The following is a 26695-nucleotide window of genomic DNA, read 5'->3' as shown; positions in this document are numbered from 1 at the left end:
GAACCCCGAGCGGGGTACGCCCGGTAGGGCACGCGCCGGATCGCGCGGCCAGCCTGCGGGTTGTGCGGCTTCCGGCGCCCCTGGGGGTCGTCGCGTGAGGCTCCTTGACCGTCCTGTCGCCGCAGGGCCGGGCACGTCCGTCTTCGGGCCGGGGGGCTGGGGAGCAACCCACCGGGCGAACTCATCCACTCCCACGCGGGCGCGCGTTCGCCGGAGGCCCTCGCAGGCGCCTGATGGCGGCCAAGCGGGACGGCTCGGTGGGGCGCCTCGTGCCCCGGCGCGGCCCGGAGCGCCATCGCAGCAGGTTCTCCACGGCGGATCGAGGCGGCGCAGCGAGGGATGGACCTCGACTGCCCGGCGTGCGTCATGAGCAAGGACTCGGCGATCGAGTGGACCGACCACACGTTCAACCCCTGGTGGGGCTGCACGAAGATCTCACCGGCCTGTGCCCATTGTTACGCCGAGACGTGGTCGAAGCGGCTCCGGCTCCCAATCTGGGGCCAGCACGCCGAGCGGCGTTTCTTCGGCGACGCGCACTGGGACGAGCCGCTCGCCTGGAACGAGAAGGCGGCACGCGAGGGGCAGCGCAGGCGCGTCTTCTGCGCGTCGATGGCGGACGTGTTCGAGGACCGCGCCGATCTCGATCCGTGGCGTGCCCGCCAGTGGAAGCTTATCGAGGCGACGCCGTGGCTCGACTGGTTGTTGCTCACCAAGAGGCCGGAGAACGTGGGCGCCATGGTCCCGTGGGGATCCAACTGGCCCTCGAACGTTTGGCTCGGCACGACCGTGGAGAACGCCGATTGGGCGGCGAAGAGGATCCCGGCGCTGCTCCAACACTCGGCGGTGATCCGCTTCTTGTCGTGCGAGCCCCTCCTCGGCCCGATCGACCTGAGCCCGTGGATGGGCGAGATTGACTGGGTGATCGTCGGCGGCGAGAGCGGGCACGGTGCGCGACCGATGCGTCCTGTGTGGGCGCGGAGCCTGCGCGATCAGTGCGCGACGGCGGGGGTCTCCTTCTTCTTCAAGCAGTGGGGCGACATCCGACCGGCAACGTCGAGCGACCCGAAGGCCCGGCGCATCGTGTTGCCGGACGTCGAGGGCGAGGCGGAGGTGGTGATGGAGCGCGTCGGTAAGAAGAACGCTGGCCGCGAGCTGGACGGGCGGACCTGGAACGACGTGCCGATCGCGGTGGAGAGACGTCGCCTCGCAGCCACGCCCTCAGACGCTGCGGTCCCGCAAGAACGGCCGCGGCGGCGCGTGCCCGTCGGGACGGAGCTGCCGCCTCCACACGTGCCCGACGAGTCTGCCGCTGAGGAGCAGCACGGGCACCGGCGGCGCCGCCACGAGGAACAGCAGCACCAGCAGCAAGCGGGCGGGCGCCATCCCTATGGCGCATCGGATGACACACGGCGCGGCGGCCGAGGTTCTGACGGCGACGTGCACCTCGCAGCGCTTGAACCTCGGCTGCAGAAGGAGCTCTCTGTGAAGAAGGCAGCTCGAAGTCCTCACGGGATGGCGAAGCGGGTTCCTCGCGGCGCGCAGCGCCGCCAGCGCGCCGAGTTCGTCGTCGACAAGGAGATCGCCGCGCTGATCCCGAGCCTCTCGCCTGAAGAGCTCGCGCAGCTCGAGCGCAGCATCCTGGCCGAGGGCTGCCGCGAGCCGCTCACCGTTTGGGATGACGGGCGCAGGAAGATCCTGCTCGATGGGCACAACCGCTGCCACATCTGCCGCCGCCACGGGGTGCCGTACACGATCAAGTTCATCAAGCTCGCGGACCGCGATGCAGCGATCCGGTGGGTCGCGGAGCACCAGCTCGGGCGGCGAAACCTCACGCCTGAGGCGTACGCCTTTCTGCGGGGGAAGTTGTACAACGGCATGAAGCACCAGGGTTCCCGCAGCGACGTGACTTCTGGCCAGAGTGCCCAGAAGTCGACGACCGCGCAGCAGCTCGCGGCGCAGTACAAGGTCGACGAGAAGACGATCCGCAGGGACGGTCGCTTCGCCAAGCAGCTCGACGCGCTCGCCGACGCCGTCGGCGCGGACATCAAGGACGAGGTGCTCGCGCGTGGGGCGCGCGTCTCGCGCGCCGACGTTGCCCGCCTTCTCCAGCTCGACGAGCAGACCCGTCGTCGAGTCGTCGCACAGGTGAGGCAAGGAGCTCGTGCCTCCGCGCTGCTACGCGAGGCGAGGCGAGGCGTCGACGAGGACGTGCACGAAGGGCCGGAGCAGACACGGCAAGGCGTCGACCACGCGCGATCGAACGTCGCCGTCGAAGACACTCTGGAGCAGATCGCGCTCGTCGAACGCGCCCTGCGCAACACGCCGCCCGGCAGCCTCTCTCCGGAGCTGATCGTCCGTACCAGCGCGTTGCTGGAGGCTCTCGACGCAGCCCTCGCGACGCATCGCCGGGCCGCGGTACCGCAGCAGCATCGACCGCGTGCGGACATCACCGGCGCCGTCGCGGCCGTGATCGAGCTTCAGAAGATCCTGATCGCCGACGATGCACTGAAGATCCCCGGGCTGGGGCTCGAGGAGCTTCGCGAGGGCGAGGCGCTCGTCGAGCCCCTCGCGGACATGGCGAGGGCGATGGCGCGGCTCTCTCGTCCGCATCACAGGCAGCGCCGGGGCACTCCTCGACGGCCGGTCACCTTCCCGAACTTCGTGAAGGAGCTACAACCCATTTTGCCCCCGAACAGTGCGCTCGCCCGAGAGCACGGGGACGTGCTGCGCGTTTTCGAGGTGTTCGATCTCGCAAACAGATACCTGTCCAAGATCGAGCCGGCGATCGAGCTCGCGTGCAACCAGCACGCGACGATGCGTGCCGACAATCCGTCGAGCGCCGGGATCTGCGATGCGATCGAGCGGTACACCGAGCACGGCCAGGCCCTGGGTGCGGGGCGGGACACGCTTTTCCACTGCCTTGAGGAGCATGGCGTATCCCCGGCGCTCTTTCGCGCCGCAGAGGCAGCCTTCGTCGAAGAGGTGAGGGAGGGCACGCGCGCAGCGTTCGCATCCTTAGGCGAGAAATTGAAGCATTCGCCGAGCCCAGCTCAGAACGCGCCGACCGCGAGCAGTTCCCTCCAGCTGCCGATCACCGCGCCGCTCAACAAATCTGCCTTTGAAGAGATGCGCGGGATCGTAAGGGACTGCCTCGTGGTGATGGATGAGGGCTGCGAAAGGCTCGCCGAGATGTACCGCGGGCAGCCCGTGCCACGCGACGTCGATAGGATCTGGAGTGGCGCCAACAATCTGGCGCAGCAGTGCCGGCCGCTGCTTGACGGCACGTTCACCCATGCCGAGCACTTGCGCGCGTGGGGCGTTGCTTCGCCGAACCATAGCGCAGGACGAGCGCCGGAGGTGATCACCCAGGCGAGAACCACGGCTCTGCCAAGCACTACCGTTGCTCCTGCACCTAGCCCGACGTCGCCCGTATCGAAGAAACCCACCCCCCAGCAGTGGGACGAGTACAGCCAATTCAGCCAGGGTTACTCCAGGGCGATGGTGCCACCCGAGGGTGTGCTCGCCGAGATCGAGAAGAAGGATTGGCCCGATGTCCTCAAGGAGCGCGCCCGCTGGTGGATCTTTTCGAGCTGGCAGATGGCGACTGCGCCGTCTCGGCCGCCAGCTCGTGCTGGAGGATGATCAGCACGGCGGAGGGGCGCCATCTTCGCGGCGAGCTTCTTCGGCGCCCCGCGAAGACGCGGCGCTCTGGCCTGTCGCGGTGGCGCCCGACGTGCTCATCGGTAGCGTCGACGACCACGCGAGAACGCTCCGCTCGATGCGTACGACCGCAGCCACTGCGCGCTGGTAGATGCGCCGCACGCGTCCGAGAGGGTCCTCGGCAACTTACGGGGCCGGCGACAACCTCGCCGGCGCTCTCACCTTCTTTTCGCCTACGGCCTCCCGCTCTAGGATGACTGTCGCTACGCCGGTCCGCACGGCACCGCGGTGCTCCACGGCTTCGATCCGCTCCAGATGCAGCCCCGCGTCGTCGCGCCCTGCCACTCGGGACTGGACACCTGCCGCCCTCTCTTGCGGTAGGATGGCCGTCATGCGAGCCTCGTCCGCCGAGCGGATCTCGTGACGACATCATGCTCCGCTTTTACCCGTCCCGGCGCATCGGGCGTCTAGGCCGAGCCCGTTCCCCGTTCCCCGTTGCACGAAGCCGCCCGCGGATGCTCCCCTTCCCCGAGCGGTTCAACTTCAGTCACGACGCCTGGGCCGGTCCGCGCGCGACCGTATTCGCTCGGCGTGAGGACGCGTTCCAGCAGCTCGTGGGGGACGCGCTCCGCGAGGAGCTCGGGGCCGGCGTCCGCGTCATGCCCACCGAGGGACGGGACGGCGGCATCGATGTGCTCCTCGAGAACGACGTGCGCCTGCCCTTCGTTTCGCGAGACCTGGCCGGGCCGGTGATCGTCGAGTGCAAGGACAACGACGACGCCCGTGGACGCGCCTTGGAGAACGTGCGCGCGGCATGGAAGAAGGTGGAGGAGAAGCTCGCGAAGCAGTCCGCGGCGGGGTGGCCCGGCCCGTACCGCCCCTGGGCGACCGCGCGCACGTACCTCTATCTCACGAGCGCGGTTCTGCCGAACCAGGAAGCCCGCAACCGGCTCCAGCAAGATGTCGAGCAGTTCTTCCAGCGCTTGCGCCGGGATGGCAGGACCACGATCGAGCACCCGGTCATTGCCGACTGGGCCGACCTGCGCCCGTTCCTCGACCGGAACCCGCGCCTCGCCGATCGCTGGCTTGGCCTCGGCCGGCTGTCGTTGCGCTCGCAAGCGGAGCAGCTCGCCTCCCTCAGGGGCGTGAGCCGTTACCTAGTGGATTTGCCGTTCATCGCTCCAGGCCGGGAGAGCCAGACCCATCCTGACCGCCTGCTGGCCCACGTTCTCGAGCGCGCCGGCGAGGATCGCGGCGTGCTAATCGTCGGCGCGGGCGGCGTCGGCAAGACCCGGACGCTCCTCGAGGTGGGCCAGCGCGCCGATGCCCAAGGGTGGAGGGTGCTCCACGTCCTCTCGGGCGACCCGCCGCTGAGTTCCTCGGACCTGATCCAGGAGGTCGTGGACGGGCGACGGGACACCCTAGTCCTCTGCGACTACTTCGATCAGCTCGCCCTCGACGTCGTATCGATTCGACAGCGTCTCCTGCCCGCGGCGCGCCAGCGCGGGCTCAAGGTGGCGATCCTCGCCTCTGCGCGTACTCCGCGCGACGCGCGGCGCAGCAGGAACCCCGACTTTTTCGCCGTTGTGCGTCTCGCCCTTGAGACGGAGCAGGCGCAGCGCCTCGCAGGCACCATGGAGCAGCAGATCGCCCCCCAGGCTGTCCGCATGCTGGGGGAGGAGAAGGTTCGCAAGCTCACCGGCGATCAGCCGATGATCGCGCTGCTCGTGCTCAAGGAGATCGAGCGGCTCGCGGCCACGAGGAAGCTCACCCGTGCGCAGGACACCACGGTCCGGCCCGGCGAGCTCCGCCACTGGCTCGAGCGCCGCCTCGCGGAGGACGAGCTCGTCGCCGACACCGGTTCCTCGCGCTGGGACGAGGAGGCGACGTCCCACGTCCTCGGCGCCGCAGCAGCGCTGGCGTTCTGCCCAGCGCGCCCGAAGCACGTCCACGCGGTGATCACCTGCGTCATCGCCGAGGAGAACAAGGCCAAGGCGGCGGACCAGGCGGAGCGAATCGTCCAGAACCTCATCGAGCTCGGCTGGCTGCGGAACGCGGAAGGCAAGCTGACGGTCGCGCACGACGTGGTCACCGATCAACTGCTCGAACAGGCGCTGCGCACCACGAGCGACGCCGTGCGCATGTATGCTCTTCGGCGGTTGCTCCGGCCGTGCGCGAGGTCGCCTGCCGTGCTCGCGCGGTTCGCGACCGCGCTCCGGCGCGTCATCACCGCGGGGGGCCCGTTCGTGAAGGCGCTGGAGCGGTGCGCGCGGGCGTGGCTCAGGAAGGCGTCCCCTGCGCTGGGTAGGATGCTCGCCGGCGCGCCGGCGCCAAAGTCCTCCGCGGCGCTGTGGGCCATGCTCCGTGGATCGCCATGGAAGCAGACGACGATCGCGTGCTGGGATCAGATCGTCGCCCCGTGGCTCGACCAGCATGGGGCGTCGAGCGACGCCTGGCCACCGCTCTACGCCCTCTGCGTTCGAAAGAACCTGCCCGAGCCGTACGCCGCGCGCGCGCTGGAGGCCGCCATCGCATGGATCGAGCAGCATCACGAGGACGAGCACGCCGCCAGCATCCTCCTCATGCTCCTCGACCGGCCGGACCTCGGGTCCGCCATTGCCTCTCGGCTATTCGAGCTGGCCTGGTCCTGGTATGAGCGGTACCGGCAGAGACCCTCCGCAGCGCTCGTGCTTGGAGGGATCCTCGAGCGCACGGAGGTGCCGCCTGCGCTCATCGAGCGCCTTGGACCGGAGACGCTCCGCTGGTGGGTCGAGCACCCGGAGGTCGAAGAGACTGGGCTCCCGCTCGGCATGCTGCTCCGGCGAGAGGACACCAGCTCTGCGCTGAGCCAGCGGCTCGAGGGCGCTTCCTGGGAGTGGCTCGAGCGGCATCGCGACGCGCGGACCGCTGGCTACGTCCTCCACGGGCTCTTGCTGGCCTGCGACGAAGAATCCGCCCGCTGGCACCTGGCCGTCGATGCCGCGCTCCGCTGGCTCGACATCCACGCTGACACCGCGGAAAGCGGGCTCGTGCTCGGCAGCCTTCTCCTGAGAGGAGAGTCGATCCCGGAGCAGCTTCCCGCCGTGCTCGACGCCGCGTGGGCATGGTTCAAGCGGCGCAGACGTTCGTTCCACGTCTCGTTCATCCTGCACGGGCTGCTCACGACGAGCGCGCTCGATCCGGACAGGTTCGTCCAGGCGGCGAAGATCGCGCTCGGCTGGGCCGCGGCCCACGACAGGTATCCACAGGCAACAATCCTCCTCTACCTGGTCCCCCGGCGCGGCGATCTCGACGCGGAGCACGCCGGTGCGATCGACCGTGAAGCCTGCAGTATCCTGCAGAAGGGTCCGGACCTGTCACTCTCCGGCCTCCTCCTCGGTATTCTGCTGGACCGCGGCACGCTGCCCGACGATGTCGCACCCAGGGTGGCCGAGCTGGCGTTGGACTGGCTCGAGAAGAACGTCGGCGGCGAGCTGAACTGGTGGGTGCTCGCAACCAGCATCGCCTGTCCACACGTCGACGTCACAGACGCGCGCCGGCTCGCGGTCAACGCCATCGCGCAGGCGGAATCCAGCGCTGTACGAAATGTGGACGGCGCAGTGCTGGGGAGCATCATCCACCGCATCGGCATCGAGACACCGCTCCTTCGGCGCGCGTCGGCGCTGATGACGCGGTGGCTCGACGGCCACGCGTCGGACCCCACCGCAATCCAGGCCTACCGCCTGCTGCTCGTGCGCACGGATCTCGATCCGGGCCTCATGGCGCGACTCGTCGAGGGAGCGCAGCTCTGGCTGGAACAGCACGGCGATACGTTGGGGGCTGTCGCCGTCATCGCGCCGCTCCTCGCGCGCGAGGACCTGGCGCCGGAGTGCCAGGCTCGCGCCGAGACGCTGGCGATGAACTGGCTCGAGCAGCACAACCTCCGGTTTGAGGCATTCAACATCATCAACGTTCTACTCGCCACATCTCGCTCAACAAACAAACCTGGCGTTTCGATCGCCGCAGCCGCGAGGAAATGGCTGCAATGGCACTCAAGGCATCCGCTGGCATCGTCGCTGATAACGAACCTCATTCCGCCGCCAGCAGAACCGGCCATCCCAGAGGATATCCAGACCGCCATCTCCTGGCTGGAAGCACACGGCGACAAGCCAGGTGCTTTCGAGCTGCTGCTGAGGTTGTCCGCGCGTCGCGACCTGAACCCGCGCACCGCGAGCTTCGTGGTCTCCACAGGTCTGTCGTGGCTCTCCGCTCACCCACACGAGGAATCGGCCGCACTGCTGATTTCCGCCCTACTGGACAGACCCGAGGCAGACACATCGACCGTCGTTCAGCTGGTATCCAGAGCAGCCGAATGGCTCGATACGCACGAGCTCTCGGAATCCTCCGGATATGCGCTGGCAGGCCTGATGTTCGCCGCTCAAGGGCGACCAGAGCTCGCACACAGCATCGATGGGCGCGGGCCGCGCGAGGCGGTAGAATGGCTGCGAGACCACGCCAGCACGCACATTGCGGGTCCGGTCATAGCGCTCCTCTACAGCAGAAAAGACGTCGCAAGGACAACGCTCGACGCGGCGGGCACGAGCGTAAAACAATGGCTCGGCGAGCACGCGCACCGGGAAGAATCATGGTGGACCCTGACGGCGCTTCTGCAACACAGGAAGCTGCAACGCGGACTCGCGAGAAGGGTGGTCCAGAAAGCGGTCGAGTGGGTAGGTCACCACGCGGACGCCGACCACGCCTACGCGGTGTTGAATGAGCTGGTCGGCAACAGCCTGCTCGAGAAGGAGGAAGATGTTCGCGCGGTCTTCCTGGCAGCGCTGCGATGGCTCGGGGAACACGTCGATACCCTGGAGAGCCAGCAGCTATCGCTTATCGTCTTCAATTCAGCCTCACTCGGGGAGAGTGGTGCACGTGCGGACCGGCACTTCGTCGAGGCGCTCGTGGACGCCGTGGCCACGTCCGTGAAGGCCGGGGACTTCGAGGATGCATGCCGCGCCATGCCGGCGCTGCTCGTCGCGGCTGCACGAAGCAGAGCGCCAGCGCTCAAGCGAAGAGCTCGGGTCCTGGTTGCGCGAGCGCTCCGCGACCGGCGGATGCACCGAGAGCTGCGGCGCCGCATGGCCGGGGCGTGTCAACGGCTGCTCGAGGCGGACGCGTGGCCGGACCCAGCCGGCGCCCGCCAGTTGCTGAGCGAGCTACGTATGGCGCCAGCGCTGGAGGACTAACAGAGGGCGCGTAGCACATCCGTCTGACCTCGCGACGGCCGGTAAACGGGGCGGAACGTTCCGGCCGCCTCGGTCGCCTGATGACCCTCGTACACGACCTCGATGGCGTAGCCGACGAACGACGCTCAGGCCGCGTTGGCAGGCGCTGGTCGAGTCAGCTTTATCGCGCCGAAAGCGGTGAGCAGGGGTTGCGGGCAGCTCGCCGACGGCGAGGCTTGCGTGCTCTTCCTGGAGCGCCTCTACAGGGCTAGTTTCCGGCCGATGACTTTGGGTGCGGCTCTTCTGGAACGAGGGCGTTTTGCTCATTTCACCCGGCGCAGTTTGGGTCGAGGCGGCGGCAGCGGTGAGGGGACATCGCCTCCTGCATAACGTGCACGGTGCGTTCGGTCATGCTCCTGCTGCAGGTGGAACGCCCAGTAGGCTTCGAAGTCGCCGCTCGAGCGCAGCGAGCGGAGGCGCAGCACCGCCTCTGCGCCTTGGAGCGACCAGCGAGCCCCGGTGCGGTCCATGCGATCCTTGACGAGATGGCGGCATGCGCCCTCGATCACCCCCGTGGCGATGGGCAGCCCCGCTGCGAGCGCGCGATCGTAGTGCAAGAGCGTCCGATGCTTCACGAGGTAGCCGATGCAGGTATCGAGCGTCACCGCTGTCCCCATGTCCACCACGCGGCTGCTGGCATGGCGCCGGATGGTGCTGGCAATGGCTCCGGCCGTGCGCCCCGCGAGCAGCTCGTGCAGCCGGCACGTCACCCACTGCTCGACCTCCTTGGTCCCGTCGGCGAAGAAGCAGTGCGCGGCCTTCCAGAGATATTCAAGCACGTGGATGATATCGAGGACTATTGTGATCTCGACGCATGCCTTCTTCGCGGCGCGCTTGACCAGGGTGATCTGGTCCTTGTTGCCGTCGACCAGCACCACCCACCGCCGAAGGCGTTCCGGATCGCGACGCAGGCCTTCAGCAAACGCCGCCGAGATCACCTCTCGCGATGACTTCTCCACGCTCGCCCAGACCCGTTTGTTCACCGGCCGCGGCCGTTGCGCGGCGACGTCATGCACAGGGCGCAAGTCGTTCACGATGTCGTCAGGCGTGCGGACCCAGGGGTCTATCGTGTAGAGGGTGGCGACCTCGGCCATTCGCTTCCGGTTGCGCTTCTCGCCCTTGGCGAGGCGCTTCGTGAGCTTGTGTTTCCCCGCTTCCGCAGCCTTCCGCGTCGCAGGTCGGAGGTCTTCGCGCCGCATCGCGATCCCCTTGCCGTCGAAGCTGAGTACCAGCAGCGCCTGAGTGTCCTCGACTTCGACGGCGCGGGTGGAGTAGAACGCATCGAAGTCCTGCGCGGCGCGCTCCGCGAGCTCCTCCACCTGGCGCTTCGGCACCGCGGCGCCGGTCGATTTTCTCAATCCCTCAACGACCTCATCGAACGAGCTGCGGGCGGCGCTCTCGGCGACGTAGCGACGGACGCTGTGCGAGTAGAGCTCGTCCGGGAGGCTCAGCGCCGCATCCATCGGATGAAGACCGGGGACGCCCGGCGCCTGATAGGCCGCGCGTGGCACATCGACCTCTCCGACGACCGACATGAGCGCTCTGCTGCTGAGACGTCGATGCTTGCGCTGAACGCCGTCCGCGCCCTTGACCTCCACGGGCCTTTCGCGCTCGGCCCGAAGCTCGAGGTGGGCCTGGAGGAGCCGCCGCTGGTACTCGCGCCCCTCGTCGACGACGAACCCCTCCAGCTCGGCATGCGTGCTCTCCATCGACTCGGATGACCGAAGATGCTTCTCCATGGCTTCTGCCTGCTCCCGGGCGCTCTCGAAAGGGTCCTGACCTGCTGCAACGGCGTACGCGGCGCTCACGACCAAGTCCTCCTGCCGGTCCAACCTGCCTGTCGGGACCGGCCTCTTGCAGAGGCCATGGATACGTCAGATTCGTGGAATTTCAACGCGTTGCATTTTCGCGCCCGGAATTATCACCTGTGGCGAAGTATACGATCGTCAATCCGTCGAATGTGGCCTCGCCCGCGCCCGGATTCTTTCACCTCTCGCGGCCGAACCTGGGCTGCGGCTTCGCGCTTGGGCCGGCGGATAAGTGCACGGCATCAACGTCGCAGGGGGGCCAAGTCCACCGGCTACGTCGACGGGCGTCTGCGTCGATGTGATAGGGGCGCGGTCCCAGGGACCGCGCCTTCGGCGCAACACCATGAAAGCGCACGGACTTTTGTCGTCGCCAAGGATCTACACCCAAAGCCTTTCCCGGAGCCGCCCTCGCCGGCCGCCTCCGCACAGCCGCTCCAGCGCTCGGCGACGCAGTCCGTTTCCTCGACGAGGCGCAGTTCGATTTTGGGCATCGCCGGCTCCGGGAGCACCTGAGCCGCGACCCGAGCGCCCTCTCCTTCGCGGCGCAGCCTGCCGTGACGATGGCCCAGCTCGCGGGCATGGAGCGGCTGCACAAGCTCACATCCTCCGCCTCCGAGATCAAAACGCTGATGAGCTACGGGCTCGACTCCGCGCAGAGCATCGTCCGCATGGGTCGCGCCCGCTTCTCCAGGCTCGTCTCGACCGAGATCGGGTCGGATCGCGCGGCCGCGATCTACCAGGCTGCAGATCGCGTCCTCGCTGGCTCTCACGCGCTCGCGGCGCGCCAGCATGCCTCGTTTAACGCTACGACGATGTACGTGCTGTCGCAGGTTGAACCGCTCACGGGCGAGGCCGCGACGGGCTTGCCCGACTGGCCGACGCTCTTCGGCTCGCTGGATTTCTGCGCCTGCGGACACTGCCGGTCGGTCTACAGCCCGGCCGCCTACCTCGTGGACCTGTTGCAGTTCCTCGAGCGCCAGGCCGCCAGCGTGCCCGCCGCTGGATCGAAGACGAGATACAACCTCTTCGAGCAGCAGGACACCACGATCCCGAGCGCCCACAAGTCGGCCCGCGACGTGCTCCTCGAGCGGCGTCTGGACATCGCCAGCCTGGAGCTCACGTGCGAGAACGCGAACACGACCGTTCCGTACGTGGACCTGGTGAACGAGATCCTGGAGTACGCCGTCGCGAACAGCTCGCTCTCGCCCAAGGTCGGCTTCCCCGATCACATCGCGACGGTGGGTACGGCTCCCGAGCTCGCCGCCCAGCCCCAGCCGCCCCCGCCGTCGAAGCAGGTCGTCTACGACAAGGCGTACGAGCTCCTCGCCACACAGCGCTACCCGTGGCGGCTCCCCTTCAACCTGGGACAGGAGGAGGCGCGCCTCTACCTCGATCATCTGGGCGTGCCCCGCGCTCACCTGATGGAGGTGTTCCGCCGGGAGGACGGCGTCGATCCCGCCGAGTACGGCGTCCACATCGCGCTCGAGCGGCTCCGCCTCTCCGAGGAGGACCGAAGGCTCCTCGCCGGGGCGCCACCTGCCGGAGCTCCAGGGCCCTTTGAACCGTGGACGCACTGGGGACTCTCGGAAAGCGCGAACGCCATCCCCGATCCCACCGGCGCGAGCGAGGACCCGATCCGCGGCAGCTGGGTCGTGGTGCTGCGGAACGTCGCGGTGCTGATGCATCGCCTCGGGGTCACCTACGATGAGCTCACGGCCCTGCTCCACACGCGCTTCCTCAACCCGAACGGGCTGCTCGAGATCGGCGCGGCCGACGGGGCGGACCCGCTGACGTGCAAGACATCGGAGCTGCGCATCTCGGCCCTGGAGCCCGAAGGGCTGCACCGGATGAGCCGCTTCACCCGGCTGCGCCGCGCGCTCGGCTGGTCCGTTGCCGAGCTGGACCAGGCGCTCTCGGTGCTGGGCGGCGGCGCCAGCGACGAGACGCTGATCAGGCTGGCGGGCGCCGGCGTTCTGCAAACCGAGCTGCGCATGCCCGTGCTCGAGATGCTTGTTCTCTGGGGGCCGATCCAGACACGCTCCGGTCCTCTGCCCGAGGATCGCTCGCTGTACGAGCGGCTTTTCCTGAACAAGACCGTGGTCAACCCGATCGATCCGGCGTTCCGCCTGAACAGCAGCGGATCGGAGCTCGCGGACACGGACGAATCGATCGCCGATCACGCGCCTGCCGTGCTCGCCGCGCTCCGTCTCAGCGCGGCCGATCTCACGCTCCTCACGGACAACGCCGTGAGCCAGGCGGCCATCCATGCTCCGCCAGTCGTGAGCGACGGCCTGTTGAACCTCGCGAACCTGTCGAAGCTGTTCCGGGCGACCTCGCTTTCGCGGGCGCTCAAGCTGCCCTTGCGGGATCTCCTCGCGCTCTGCGCCATGTCGGGGAGCGATGTCCTCACGACGACCGATCCGGACGTGACGCGGCGGTTCGTCGAGGCGGCGCTCGCGGTGCGCGCGACGGGCTTCGGCGTGGCTCCCCTCGACTACGTGCTGCGTCATGTGGCACCGCTTGCGAGCGGCCTGGTTCCTGAGCACGCCCGCGTCGACGCCGTGCTCGCCGATCTCACGGCCGGCCTCGCCCGGATCCGGAGCGCAGCGGATGCGCCCGAGGACGCGAACACGCCCGCAGACACCGGCGAAGCGCTCTCGGCGGAGGTCTTCGTGCGCCAGCGGCTCGGCGCGGAGCTCGGCCTCGACGCGCCGACGATCGCGCGGCTGCTCACCGAGACGCTCCGCGCCGAGGTCGATCCGGACGACAAGGCGATCGCCGACTTCCTCGGAGGGCTCGATGGCGGCCCGACCCCGTCCGAGGCGCACCGGCGCCGCACCTTCGTGCGCCTGGAGAAGATCGCCACGCTGGTCCGCCGGCTGAAGCTCACCGCGGACGAGCTGGCGTGGGTGATTGACCCTGCGTGGCTCGACCTGAACGCCCTGCCCGTCGAGCCCGCCGCGCCGCAGCAGCCGCTGTTCAACGGCTGGATGCGGCTCACGGCCCTGCTGCGGGTGCGCGACGCGCTGCCGGCTGGCAAGGCTGCGCTCGCGGAGCTCTTCCGCCTGCACCCCACCGGCGTCGATGCGCAGGGGCAGCCGATCGATCTGCTCGCCCAGATCGCCGGGCGGACAGGCTGGCCGCTCGAGGACCTGTCGTCGCTCGCCGGGCCGGGCGGGTGGTTCACGGCCGCCTTCGCAGCGCTCGGGCTCGATCAGCAGCTGGTGCGGCTCGCCGACGCCACCGCCCTGCTCAAGCGCCTCGGCATGTCCGCCGCACAGGTAACGCCCTGGGCCGACGTCGATCAGACGCCCGCCGGCGTGCGGACGACGGCCGTCAGCATTCGCAATGCGGTCAAGGCCAAGTACAGCGAAGAGGCGTGGTCGGCCTTGGCCCGGCCGCTGCGGGACGTGCTGCGCGAGCGCCAGCGCGGGGCGCTCGTGGACACGCTCGCCTGGAAGCGGGGGTATGCGAGCTCGGACGAGCTCTTCGCCGAGCTCCTCGTCGACGTCGAGATGAGCCCGTGCCAGCTCACCTCGCGCATCAAGCAGGCGATCGGCTCGGTGCAGCTCTTCGTCCAGCGCGCCTTGCTGCGCCTGGAGCGCGATGTCGTCCTCGGCGACGAGGCGGCCCGGGAGTGGACGTGGCTCAAGAGCTACCGGGTGTGGGAGGCCAATCGCAAGGTGTTCCTGTACCCGGAGAACTGGATCGAGCCCGAGCTGCGCGACGATAAGACGCCGTTCTTCACGGCGCTCGAGAACGAGCTGTTGCAGAGCGATCTCGACGAGCGCAGCGCCGAGCGCGCGTTCCGGGGCTACCTGGAGAAGCTCGACCAGGTCGCGCGGCTGGAGGTGATGGGCTTGGTGGCTGAGCGGGAAGGCGTGTTCAGGGCGATGGACTCCGCCCCCGAGCTGCTGCACGTCTTCGCCCGCACCCGCGGCGCGCCGCACATCCATTTCTACCGCCGCCTCGTGCGCGGCGCGACCTGGACGCCGTGGGAGAAGATCGAGCTCGACATCCAGAGCGAGCACCTGATCCCGGTCGTCCACGAGCGCCGGCTGCTGCTCTTCTGGGCCATGCTCGAGGAGGTCCCGCAGGAGAATCAGGGTACGAACCAGAACGGTCAACCCCCCAGCGTCGACATCCATGTAAGGCTCGCATTCAGCGAGTACGAGGATGGGAAGTGGTCGGCACGGCGCGTCGTGGACACACCGCCGCTCCGCCTGGTCAAACCGAAGTCGCCGCAAGATTTCGACGCCTCGATCCACTTCCGGGCCTTCTCCCGCTCGGGCGGGAATCACCAGCCCAGGGAGCTCGTGGTGCAATGCCTCCTTTCATTGAGCGCGATTCTCGACGTCGCGCCCACCTGGTCCCCGAGCATCGTGCGCGGCGAGTTCGTGCTCTCGGGCTGCAGTGGGAGCTGGCAGCTGAGCGACTACACCTCCGAATACCGCCTGGTCCACCGCCGGCGGCCCGGCCGGGCGATGCAGGACCGGATGGCCCTGCGCGAGTTGGCCTCGCGCACCAACGACGGCCGGATGTACGCGCCGGCCGGCAGGGTTAAATCGGCGACGGACAAGGAGCTCGCCGAGGGCGGCGAAGTGCTCACGGTGCTCTACAGGACCCCGGGCACGTTCCGGCTCGTCCTGCCGCACTCGGAGGAAGACTTCCTCGCAAACGATCCATTCTTCTACGAGGACAGCACCCGCAGCTTCTTCGTCACCCCCGAGCCCGAGCCGCTGCCGCCCTTGCAGCAGGTCGATCTCGCCTTCCCTGGCATGCGCGCGACGGCGTCGACCGGCCTCAAGAGCGTCACCCTCGCCATGAGCCGCGAGGTGGAGCAGTGGGCGAACGAGCCGTCCGAGCCCATGTACAGCTTCCGGCCGATGCCGCGCCACCACCTGCGCTTCGCCACGTTCCAGCACCCGTATGTCTGCGAGCTCATCAGCGAGCTGCGCCGTCATGGCGTGCTCGACGGCCTGCTCAACTGGTCGCGGCGCACGCCGCCGCTGCAGCTCGAGAGCCGCCCAGTCTTCGAGGAGGTGTACAGCCCGGGCGACGCGGTCGTCGACCCTTACCCCATCGAGGACATCGATTTTTCCTGGGGCGGCGCTTACTCCGCGTACAACTGGGAGCTGTTCTTCCACGCGCCGCTGCTCATCGCTGATCGCCTGAGCGAAAACCAGCGTTTCGCGGAGGCGCAGCGCTGGTTCCACGCCATCTTCGACCCGACCACCGGATCGACGGATCCGGTGCCGGCGCGGTTCTGGAAATTCCGCCAGTTTTACGAGAACACCCACCTGTACTCCATCCTCACACTGCTCGGCGAGCTCGATCCGCGCGACCCTCTCTCGCAGCAGCTCCGGAACCAGCTCGCGGCCTGGCGGCGCGAGCCGTTCAACCCGCACCTCCTCGCGCGAATGCGGATCGTCGCCTACCAGAAGACGGTCGTGATGAAGTACATCGACAACCTGATCCGGTGGGGCGATCAGCTCTTCCGCCGGGACACGATCGAGTCGATCAACGAGGCGACCCAGCTCTATGTGCTCGCGGCCGGCATCCTCGGCCCGCGCCCGCGCGCGATCCCGCCGCGCGCAACCGTTGCCCCCAAGACCTATCGCGAGCTCGAGCCGCTGCTCGATAGCTTCTCGAACGCGCTCGTCGAGATCGAGGCCTTCGTCGACCCGGCCGATGTCGCCGGAAGTGACGACGACGAGGGCGGCGACCGAGAGGCGCTGATCCTTCCGACGACGCTCTACTTCTGCGTGCCGCCGAACGACAAGCTCCTCGGCTACTGGGATACCGTCGCCGATCGCCTGTTCAAGATCCGCCACTGCATGAACATCGAGGGCGTCGTGCGGCAGCTGCCGCTCTACGAGCCGCCGATCGACCCGGCGCTGCTCGTGCAGGCGGCCGCGGCGGGCGTGGATCTCACGACCGTGATCAACGACGTCGCGGTGCCGGCGCCGCACCACCGCTTTCAGGTGTTGCTGCAGAAGGCCAGCGAGCTGTGCGCCGAAGTCAAGGCGCTCGGGGCGTCGCTGCTCGCCGCGCGCGAGAAGCGCGACGCCGAGGCGCTCGCGGCGCTGCGCGCCGGGCACGAGGTGCAGCTGCTCGACACCCTGCGCCAGGTCAAGGAGCGCCAGGTGGCCGAGGCGCGCGAGGGGCTGGCCGCGCTGCGCGCGTCGCGCGAGGGGGTCAGCCGGCGCCACCAGTTCTACCGGGACGTGTCGTACATCAACTTGTGGGAGGCGGGTCATCTGACGATGAGCGGTGCGGCCGCGGTGACCCAGGCCGTCACCGAAGCGTCGATGGCCGGAGCAGCCGCGGCGCACATGGTTCCCACGGTGACCGTGGGCGGCGCTGGCATCTCCAGCCCCGTCACCCTCACCACCACGATCGACGGCGAGAAGCTGGGCGCGTCGTCTGAGGCCGGCGTCAAGGCGGCGAGCATCGCGGTCACGCTCCTGCGCGAGGCGGCGGCGGTCAGCGCCACGATCGGCAGCTACGAGCGGCGCCGGGACGAGTGGAAGCTGCAGGAGGATCTCGCCGCCCGCGAGCTCGTGCAGCTCGACAAGCAGATCGCCGGCGCCGAGCTGCGCGTCGCGATCGCCGAGAAGGAGCTCGCGGCCCACGATCTCCAGATCGAGCAGGCCCGCGAGGCGCATGCGTACCTGCGCGACAAGTTCACGAACGAGCAACTCTATCACTGGATGGCCGGACAGGTCGCCGCCGTCTACACCCAGGCATTCCAGCTCGCGTACGACATGGCCAAACGGGCGGAGAAGGCCTTCCGCTTCGAGCGCGGCGTCAGCGCTTCGTCCTATATCCAGTTCGGCCAATGGGACAACCTGCGCGGCGGCCTGCTCGCCGGCGAGCGTCTGAGCCTCGACCTCAAGCGCCTGGAGCTGGCCTACATGGAGCACGATCGGCGCGAGCTGGAGCTGACCAAACACGTGTCGCTACTCCTCCACGATCCGGTCGCTCTCATGACGCTCAAAGCGACCGGAAAGTGCGTCGTGAGGCTGCCCGAGGCGCTGTTCGACATGGACTACCCGGGACACACCATGAGGCGCATCAAGAGCGTCAGCCTGACACTGCCCTGCGTCACCGGGCCCTACGCCTCGGTCAATTGCACACTGACCTTGAAGTCGAGCAGGGTGCGTACCACCACGAACCCCGCCGATTATGCCGCGCAGTCGGAGCAGGATGTCGCCTGGGGGTTCACGCCGGTCCAGGCGATCGCGACCAGCCATGCCCAGAACGACAGCGGGATGTTCGAGCTCAACTTCCGGGACGAGCGGTACTTGCCCTTCGAGGGCGCCGGGGCGATCTCCGACTGGCAGATCGAGTTGCCGGCGGACACGCAGGCGTTCGATGTCGACACCCTCTCCGACGTGGTCATCCACCTGCGCTACACGGCGCGCGACGGCGGCGGGCCGCTCCGTGATGCGGCGCGGGCCGCGCGCGATGAATGGCTCAAGAACGCGGAGGAGACGGCGCTCGCGCGCCTGATCAGCCTGCGGCAGGAGTTCTCCTCGGCGTGGCAGGGCTTCGTCGACCCGGCCGGCAATCGCACGCTCCCCATTGCGCTGGGGCCGGAGCGGTTTCCGTTCCAGCTCCGGAGCAAGGAGCTGAAGATTCACCGGGTCGAGGCGGTTGTGAAGCTCAAGCCGCAAAAGGCCCTGTCCTTCGTTCTCGGGCTGACGCCTCCTCCGGGCACCGCTCAACGCATCGACTTCGAGCTAGCGCCCATCCTCAACGACCAGCAACAGCCCGTTCGCCAGGATCTGCTCCGCGACGAGAAGGACTGCTCCAACGCACCCCTTGGCACGTGGGTGCTCTCGGCGACCGAGGCTGCGACGGAGCTCGCCGCTGAGATCGACGACATCGCCTTGATCGTCCACTACACGGCAGGCTGAGGGGGCACCATGACCTATCGATCTTCGACGAACGATCCTCAGGCCCAGCGCGATGCTTTCCCAGCGCCCGCACGATGGGGAACGACCGAGACCAACGAGCGCGGGCTCACGCGAACGACCGGGGCCCACGAGGGCGGCATCAGGCCGAGCGCTTCGCCCACGCCCACCCTGCCGAAAGGAGGCGGCGCCATCCGTGGCATCGGCGAGAAGTTCTCCGTCGGCGCCGCCCTAGGCACCGGAACGCTGACGGTGCCGATCGCTACGAGCCCCGGCCGATCCGGGTTTCACCCTGAGCTCTCGCTCGTGTACGACTCGGGCGCCGGGAGCGGCCCTTTTGGCGTCGGGTGGCGGCTGTCCGTGCCCCAGATCACGCGCAAGACCGAGAAAGGGCTGCCGCGCTACGATGATGCGCAGGAGTCAGACGTGTTCGTGCTCTCCGGTGCCGAGGATCTGGTTCCCGTGCTGGGCGACGACGGAGAACGTCACCGCGAGGAAGACGGCGAGGAGCTCGTCTACGGCTATCGGCCACGCGTCGAGGGAGAGTTCGCGCGCATCGAGCGGCGCCAGCACCGGACCACCGGCGCGGTGTACTGGAAGGTGACGACCCGCGACAACGTCACCAGCATCTACGGGCGATCGGAGGGGGCGCGGATCGCCGATCCGAAGGCGCCGCGGCGCATCTTCTCCTGGCTCCTGGAGGAGACGCGCGACGACCGGGGCAACGTGATCACGTACGAGTACAAGGCCGAAGATCTCGCCGGCGTGACGCGCGGCGGGCCTCACGAGGCGCACCGGCACGCCGGGGCCTCGGCGATCGTGAACCGCTATCTGAAGCGGATCCGGTACGGCAACACGACGCCGGGAGACCCGTCGTCGATGCTCTTCGAGGTGGTCTTCGATTACGGCGAACACGACGCCGAGGCGCCGGCGATCGAGGGGCCGGGCACCTGGCCGTGCCGGGCCGACGCGTTCTCCACCTACCGCGCCGGCTTCGAGATCCGCACCTACCGGCTCTGCCGGCGCGTGCTGATGTTCCATACCCTGGAGGAGCTCGGTCCAAGCCCTTGCCTGGTGAAGGCCACCGAGCTCGCCTATACGGACAGCCCGGTTCTCACCCGGCTCACGTCGGTGACGCACACCGGGTATGTCCGCGATCCGGAGACGCTCGTTTATACCAAGGAATCGTATCCGCCGATCGTGCTTGGCTACTCGCTCCCCGAGATCCAGACGACGGTCCAGGAGCTCGACAAGACGAGCGCGGCGGATCTCGCCGGCGCGCTTCAGGGCGCGCATGCATGGGTGGACCTCGACGGCGAAGCGCTCCCCGGCCTGCTCGTGCGCCAGGGCGAGGCGCTGTTCTACAAGCGCAACCTCGGCGGCGGGGAGCTCGGGCCGGCGCTCGCCTTGCCGACGAGGCCTTCGCTGAGCAGCGGTGGGCTAGAGGTGCTGGATCTCGACGGCGATGGCTGCAAGGAGATGGTCTTCTTCGAGCGGCCGGTGGCGGGCTACTTCGACCGGACCAGAGAGGGCTCCTGGGCGCCTTTCGTGCCGTTTGCCGCGCAGCCGGTGATCGACTGGTCGGACCCGAACTTCCAGCTCGTCGACCTGAACGGCGACGGGCACGAGGACATCCTCATCGCGCGCGGCGATGTGATGGTGTGGTACCCGTCGCTCGCGAAGGGCGGGTTGGACAACCCCATCACGATCCCGGCGCCGCGCGACGGAGATCATGGTCCGGCGCTGATCTTCGCCGACGGCACCCAGACCCTGTTCCTCGCCGATATGAGCGGCGACGGGCTCACCGATCTGGTCCGCATCCGAAACGGCAGCGTCTGCTACTGGCCCAACGTGGGGTACGGGCGCTTCGGGGCGAAGGTGGAGATGGCCCGGGCGCCCTGGTTCGATGAGCCGGACCAGTTCGATCCGCGGCGCATCCGGCTCGCCGACCTCGACGGGTCGGGCACCACGGACATCCTCTACATCCACCGCGAGGGGGCGCGCATCTACGCGAACGAGGCGGGGAATGCGCTCGCGGCACCGGTCCACGTCCCGAAGTTCATGGACCAGAGCCAGCTCTCCTCGATCGCTGCGCTCGATCTGCTCGGCACCGGGACAGGCTGCCTCGTGTGGTCGAGCCCGCTGCCCGGGGCGAGCACGGCGCCGCTGCGGTACATCGATCTGCTCGGCGGCAAGAAGCCCTATCTCTTGACCTCGGTAAAGAACAACCTCGGGCTCGAGACGCGGCTCGCGTATGCGCCTTCGACGAATTTCTACCTCGCCGACCGGGCGGCCGGCCGCCCCTGGGTGACGAAGCTCCCGTTCGTCGTGCACGTCGTCGAGCGCGTCGAGGTATTCGACGCGGTCTCGCGGCACCGCTTCGTCACCACGTACGCGTACCATCATGGCGACTACGACGGCGTGGAGCGGGAGATGCGCGGCTTCGGCATGGTCGAGCAGCTCGACACCGAGTCCTTTTCGGCCTTCAGCGGTGCCGGTGCCACGCCGCCCCCGGCCAACGCCGATCCCGAGCTGCACCTGCCGCCCGTGCGCACGAAGACGTGGTTCCATACCGGCGCCTGGTTCGAAAGGGGCACGATCTCCCGGCAGTACGAGAGCGAGTATCATGCTGGCGGCGTGGACGCGATTCGCCTGGACGATACGCTCCTGCCGGACAACCTGCACGCCGACGAAATGCGTGAGGCGTGCCGGGCGCTCAAGGGACGCATTCTCCGCCAGGAGGTCTATGCGCTCGACGGCTCGGCGCAGGAGCCACATCCGTACGTCGTGACGGAGCACAGCTATTCGATCCAGCGTCTCCAGCCCGCCGTGGGCGATGCGCATGGCGTGTTCTTCGCCCACGCGCGCGAGACGCTGGAGCAGCATTACGAGCGCGACGCGAGCGATCCGCGCATCACGCACACGCTCACGCTGGAGGTTGACAGGCAGGGCGTAGTCAAGCGCTCTGCGCAGATCGGGTATCGTCGCCGGGTGGCGAAAACAGCGTTCCTCGATCAGGCGCAGGGAAAGGCGACGCTGACGGAGCACGAGGTGGCGCACCTGATCCCGAGCGGGGACGGCGCCTACCGCATCGGTGTCCCCCTGGAGAGCCGGACGTACGAGCTGCACGGGCTGCCGCTCGGCGAGGAGGGCGTGCTCCCCTTCGGCACGGTGCTGCACGCGGCCGACGCCGCGGCGGTGCTCGCGTACGACGGCACGCCGGACGGCTCCTCTCAGAAGCGCCTTCTGCAGCACACGCGCACGAGATACTGGCGCGACGACCTCAGCGGACCGCTGCCGTTCGGCGAGGTCGGCGGCAGGGCGCTGGTCCACGAGAGCTTCGCCAAGGTGCTCACCCCGTCGCTGCTCGCGTCCGTGTTCGGGGCCCGCGTCACGAGTGCCGTGCTCGCGGAGGGCGGCTATCTGCAGCTCGACGGGGATCCGGACTGGTGGGTGTCCTCGGGGCGGGCGGTGCCCTCGGCGGCCCACTTCTACTTGCCGACGACGTTTGTCGATCCGTTCGGCAACACGTCGCACGTGGTCTATGACGCACATTGCCTGCTCGTGACGCAGGTGACGGATCCGCTGAGCAATGCCGTGTTTGCCGTCCCCGACTACCGCGTCCTCGCTCCGCGGCGGCTCACCGATCAAAACGGCAACGAGAGCGAGGTGCGCTTCGACGCGCTGGGGAGGGTCACGCTACTGGTGGTGATGGGCAAGCCGGGCGGCGGCGAGGGCGACCCGATCGAGGATCCGACGGCCACGTTCGCGTACGACCTCGAGCGATTCGTTTTCACCGGCAAGCCGAACGTGGTGCACGCCCGCGCCCGTGAGCAGCACGGACCGGGTAACCCGCGCTGGCTCGAGACGTACAGCTACTCCGACGGCTCGGGCAACGAGGTGCTGCGCAAGGTGAATGCGGAGCCGGGGCTCGCGCCCGAGCGCGACGTGAACGGCGCGCTGGTACACGACGCGCAGGGCAACCTGGTGTTTTCGCATGCGACGCCGCGCTGGGTCGGCACCGGGCGCACGGTGCTGGACAACAAGGGCAATCCGGTCAAGCAGTACGAGCCGTTCTTCAGCGCGACGGAGGAGTACGAGGACGAAGCGGAGCTCGTGGAGTGGGGGGTCACGCCGATCCTGCGGTACGATCCGCTCGGCCGGCTCATCCGGACCGACCTGCCGAACGGCACGTTCTCGCGGGTGGTGTTCGATGCGTGGCAGCAGACGTCGCACGATCCGAACGACACGGTGCTGGAGAGCGCGTGGTACGCGGCGCGGCAGGCGCTGCCCCAAGGCGATACGGAGCGCCGTGCGGCGGATCTGGCCGCGGCGCACGCGGGTACGGCGGCGGTGAGCCACCTGGACGCGCTGGGGCGGGTGTTCCGCGCGGTGGCAGACAACGGGGCCGAGGGGCAGTACATCACCCAGACGACGCTCGATATCGAGGGGCGGCCGCTCCTGATCACCGACGCGCGCGGAAACCAGGCGATGCAGCATCGCTTCGGGCTGGGCGGGCAACCGCTCTATCAGAAGAGCAACGACAGCGGCGAGCGGTGGATGCTGGCGGGCGCGACGGGACAGCGGCTGCGCGCCTGGAACGGGCGGGGGTTCGTCTACCGCTCGTCGTACGATGGGCTGCGCCGGCCGACGCACGAGCACGTGCAGCTGGGCTCGGGCAGCGAGCGACTCGTGAGACGCTACGTCCACGGCGAAGCCCACCCGCAGGCGGCGGCGCTGAACCTGCGCGGCAGGCCGTACCAGGTGTATGATGGCGCGGGTGTGGTGACGAGCCAGGCGTACGACTTCAAGGGCAACGTGCTGCAGGCGTCGCGGCGGCTGCGGAGCGATGTGCATGCGGACGCCGACTGGTCGGTGCTGTCGGCGCTGACGGATGTGTCCGCCATCGCGACGGCGGCCGAGCCGCTGCTGGAGACGGAGAGCTTCGACACGCAGACGGCGTACGACGCGCTGAACCGGCCGACGAGCGTGACGGCGCCGGACGCGAGCGAGGTGAAGCCGACGTACAACGAGGCGGGGCTGCTGGAGCGTGTGGAGGCGCGGATTCGCGGCGCGGTGGCGTGGACGACGTTCGTGGACGACATCGACTACGACGCGAAGGGGCAGCGCGAGCGGATCGAGTACGGCAACGGCACCTTTACGGAGTATACGTATGATCCGTTGACGTACCGGCTCACGCGCCTGAAGACGACGCGGAGCTCTGACAGCACGGTGCTGCAGAACCTGAGGTACGTGTACGACCCGGTCGGGAACATCGTGGAGATCGGGGACAGCGCGCAGCAGACGGTGTTCTTCAACGACGATGTGGTGTCGCCGAGCGCGCAGTATGTGTACGACGCGGTCTACCGGCTGATCGAGGGGACGGGGCGGGAGCACGCGGGCGGGCTGTCGGACGCGCCGCGTGACCAGAACGACCTTCCGATCATGTCGCTGCCGCACCCGAACAACACGCAGGCGCTGAGGAACTATACGGAGCAGTACGTCTACGACGCAGTGGGCAACCTGCTGAGGATGGTGCACCAGGCGGGGACGGGTAGCTGGACGCGGTGGTATGCGTACGAGACGGCGAACAACCGGCTGATGAGCACGACCGGGGACCCGGAGCACGGGCCGTTCAGCACCTATGCGCATGACGCGCACGGCAGCATGACGGCCATGCCGCACATCGAGGAGCTGACCTGGGACGAGAACGACCAGGTGCGGAGCACGGAGTTCGACGGAGGCGGGATCGTCTACTACGACTACGATGCTGCGGGCCAGCGCGTGCGCAAGGTCTGGGAGCACAGCGGGCTTGTGGACGAGCGCATCTACCTCGGCGGCTACGAGGTCTACCGGCGGCGCAACGGATCGGGGCTTTCGCTGGAGCGGCAGACGCTGCACGTGATGGATGGCGCGCGGCGGGTGGCGATGGTGGAGACGAAGACGGTGGACACGTCGGGGCCGTTCACGGTGACGCCGCGGGTGCGCTACCAGCTCGACAACCACCTCGGGTCGGCGTCGCTGGAGGTCGACGGGGCGGGGCTCGTGATCGGGTACGAGGAGTACCACCCGTACGGGACGACGGCGTACTGGTCGGCCAGAAGCGCCGCGGAGGTGAGCCTCAAACGCTATCGATATATAGGCAAGGAGAAGGACGAGGAGACGGGGCTGTACTACTACGGGGCGCGGTACTACGCGCCGTGGCTCGGGAGGTGGACGGCGGCGGATCCAGCGGGCATGGTGGACGGGCCGGGCCTGTACACGTACGCGAGGGACAATCCCACGACGTTATTCGACCCTGATGGGCGTACAGTCACACCGCAGCCGCCGATTCAATGGCGATGGCCTCGGGAGCCGATCGAGTTGAAAACCGGTATCGCCGCCGCTGTGACAAATAGGCTTGGCGGCACAGCTCCAGAGAGTTCGAAGGAGGAGGCGCGTTCAGAAGGCGGGACTCCGGCGGCGTTGGGCGCTGCCGTTGCCAAGCCAGTTTCCGCGCCGCCTGCTCTTCCGTCCAGAGGTGAGACTTCTGGGATTTTTCGGATCACTCCTGCCACGCGGGGCGCGGCGCCCCCCCGACCGCCACCTGTCGGCGGCCCCGGCGCTTCGATTGCGATCGGCGTCGGGATAGTTCTTTTCGAGCTGGGTGTTAGCTATCTCGTCGAGAAACTCTCGGCCAAGGGTGATGGCGGCATCTCAGCCCCTCCTCCTGGACCTCCGCAGCCGCCGCGATCACCGGGCATGACACCTGTGGTACCGCCGCTGCCCGAGGCTGCAAAAGAGCAAGGGGCAGGCCAGGCACCGGCTACTCCAGATGCCAGTACTAAGCCTGAAGGATCGCCTGCTGCGGCGAGTACGGAGCAGAAGGGTGCCGCTGACGCCGAAAGAGGTCATGCGAGGGGCAGTGGTCCAGCGGCGGGCTTCTTCGAGGTAAGCGACGCGTATCGGTCATCGAAGGCCGTACAGAACTTCGGTGCGGCTACGCCTATGGACTTCATCTTCGACGCGAAGAACGGGAGGTTCATCATGAGCACCGAGAAGCGGCTCCACGGGCACGACGCCATCCTGCATGCGGCCGGGATCTCGCCGCACCCAGGCATCTTCGGAGGCCGCATCTCGCGGCAGGCTGGAGGACTGGTCACAGATGAGTGGAGCGGCCATTACGGGGAGGGGTGGCGCCAGAACCCCGAGATTCGGCAACAGTTCGTCGACTTCATGAGCAAGCATGGGGTTCAAGTCACACACACACCGTGGAAAGTCACGCACACACCGTAGGAGAATTGATGGATACGGAACGGCGCCGTCAGCTCGTGGCAAGTCTGGCCGAGTTGTCGATCCCTTGGAGAGTTCTGCATGGGCCGAACAATGGACCCGTGATACGGTTGACTCCCGTCGCATCGCTCGAGACCGCACGACTCGATTTGGGCATCTCTTCGGATGGCTGGTGGGTCATAATAGGGGAGAAATCCGCGAGCGAGTTCCCGCTGGGGCATGAATGCGTATTTCTGTTGCCAATCCTGGAGGTTACGCCGGTCGAGGCGCGTCAACGTCTTCTGGAAGGGCTGCGAATGAAAGGAATACCGGAGGAGTTCATAGAACTATTTCCGTTCGAAGATGTGGTCGCTACGGGTCTTGCGAGCGAGTCCCTGCGTTGGGCCTCTCTTGCGCTGGATTGGGCTAATATCATCGAGCGCTCGCCGAAGGTAGAACGAGCGCTTGCAGCGCTCGCCGATTCTGGTCCCACGCAGAAGCTTCGTCATGCGGGCCGACGCCTGCTGAAGAGCAGATAGATGTGGTGTAGTCACGAGCGTATGGCAGAGGGGCGCGCGTACGCGGCGAGGTAGTCGTCGCCTGACAGATCCCCTCATTTTATACGGCAAATTCGTCGATTCGCGCGCCGCAGGCACGCCGCTCCCACCGGTCGTGAATGTGGGATGATTGATTGCATGAACCCACCAACTTCTGGTGCTTCGGGCGAGCCGACGACGGACACGTGAGAATTTGCGGTCGCTGGCCGGAATAGTATCAGTATGAGGCAATCGGC

General features: G+C 67.9%; 6 protein-coding genes. 5 read left to right on the top strand and 1 reads right to left on the bottom strand.

The genetic code is table 11. From position 1 onward, the window contains the following. The first annotated feature begins 366 nt into the window (after window positions 1-366). Both WMF17_RS11025 and WMF17_RS11020 read left to right on the top strand, forming a co-directional pair. Window positions 367-3642: a DUF5131 family protein gene (locus tag WMF17_RS11025; RefSeq protein ID WP_437649296.1), complete on the top strand. Its 3276-nt coding sequence runs from the start codon at window positions 367-369 to the stop codon at window positions 3640-3642. Between the two features lie 533 nt (window positions 3643-4175). Beyond that, complete coding sequence (locus WMF17_RS11020; protein ID WP_437649294.1) at window positions 4176-8885, top strand: hypothetical protein; 4710 nt, start codon at window positions 4176-4178, stop codon at window positions 8883-8885. 302 nt (window positions 8886-9187) lie between these two features. Here WMF17_RS11020 and WMF17_RS11015 read toward each other — a convergent pair whose 3' ends face one another. Next, window positions 9188-10732, bottom strand: a complete 1545-nt coding sequence (locus WMF17_RS11015; RefSeq protein ID WP_437643636.1) for an ISKra4 family transposase — start codon at window positions 10730-10732, stop codon at window positions 9188-9190. A 560-nt stretch (window positions 10733-11292) separates the two neighbouring features. Between WMF17_RS11015 and WMF17_RS11010 the strand changes: the two genes are divergently transcribed. The 3 genes from WMF17_RS11010 to WMF17_RS11000 are packed head-to-tail and all read left to right on the top strand — an operon-like array spanning window position 11293 to window position 26441. Next, entirely contained in the window at window positions 11293-18654 is a 7362-nt protein-coding gene (locus WMF17_RS11010) for a neuraminidase-like domain-containing protein (RefSeq protein WP_437649292.1), read from the top strand. 9 nt (window positions 18655-18663) lie between these two features. Continuing rightward, on the top strand, window positions 18664-25926 hold the full coding sequence (locus WMF17_RS11005; RefSeq protein ID WP_437649290.1) for a SpvB/TcaC N-terminal domain-containing protein: 7263 nt from the start codon (window positions 18664-18666) through the stop codon (window positions 25924-25926). Window positions 25927-25934: 8 nt separating this feature from the next. Next, window positions 25935-26441 (top strand): hypothetical protein, encoded by a 507-nt coding sequence (locus tag WMF17_RS11000; protein WP_437649288.1) that lies wholly within the window; start codon window positions 25935-25937, stop codon window positions 26439-26441. The last annotated feature ends 254 nt before the right edge of the window (window positions 26442-26695 follow it).

It is taken from the genome of Sorangium sp. So ce362, from assembly GCF_051519845.1.
GTDB lineage: Bacteria > Myxococcota_A > Polyangia > Polyangiales > Polyangiaceae > Sorangium.
Note: the sequence above shows the minus strand (reverse complement) of the source record. Positions and strands in the feature narration are given on the sequence as shown.

Coding starts and splice junctions, on each gene's coding strand:
- WMF17_RS11005 (WP_437649290.1), top strand. CDS start 18,664: ATGACCTATCGATCTTCGACGAACGATCCTCAGGCCCAGCGCGATGCT.
- WMF17_RS11025 (WP_437649296.1), top strand. CDS start 367: ATGAGCAAGGACTCGGCGATCGAGTGGACCGACCACACGTTCAACCCC.
- WMF17_RS11020 (WP_437649294.1), top strand. CDS start 4,176: ATGCTCCCCTTCCCCGAGCGGTTCAACTTCAGTCACGACGCCTGGGCC.
- WMF17_RS11010 (WP_437649292.1), top strand. CDS start 11,293: ATGGCCCAGCTCGCGGGCATGGAGCGGCTGCACAAGCTCACATCCTCC.
- WMF17_RS11000 (WP_437649288.1), top strand. CDS start 25,935: ATGGATACGGAACGGCGCCGTCAGCTCGTGGCAAGTCTGGCCGAGTTG.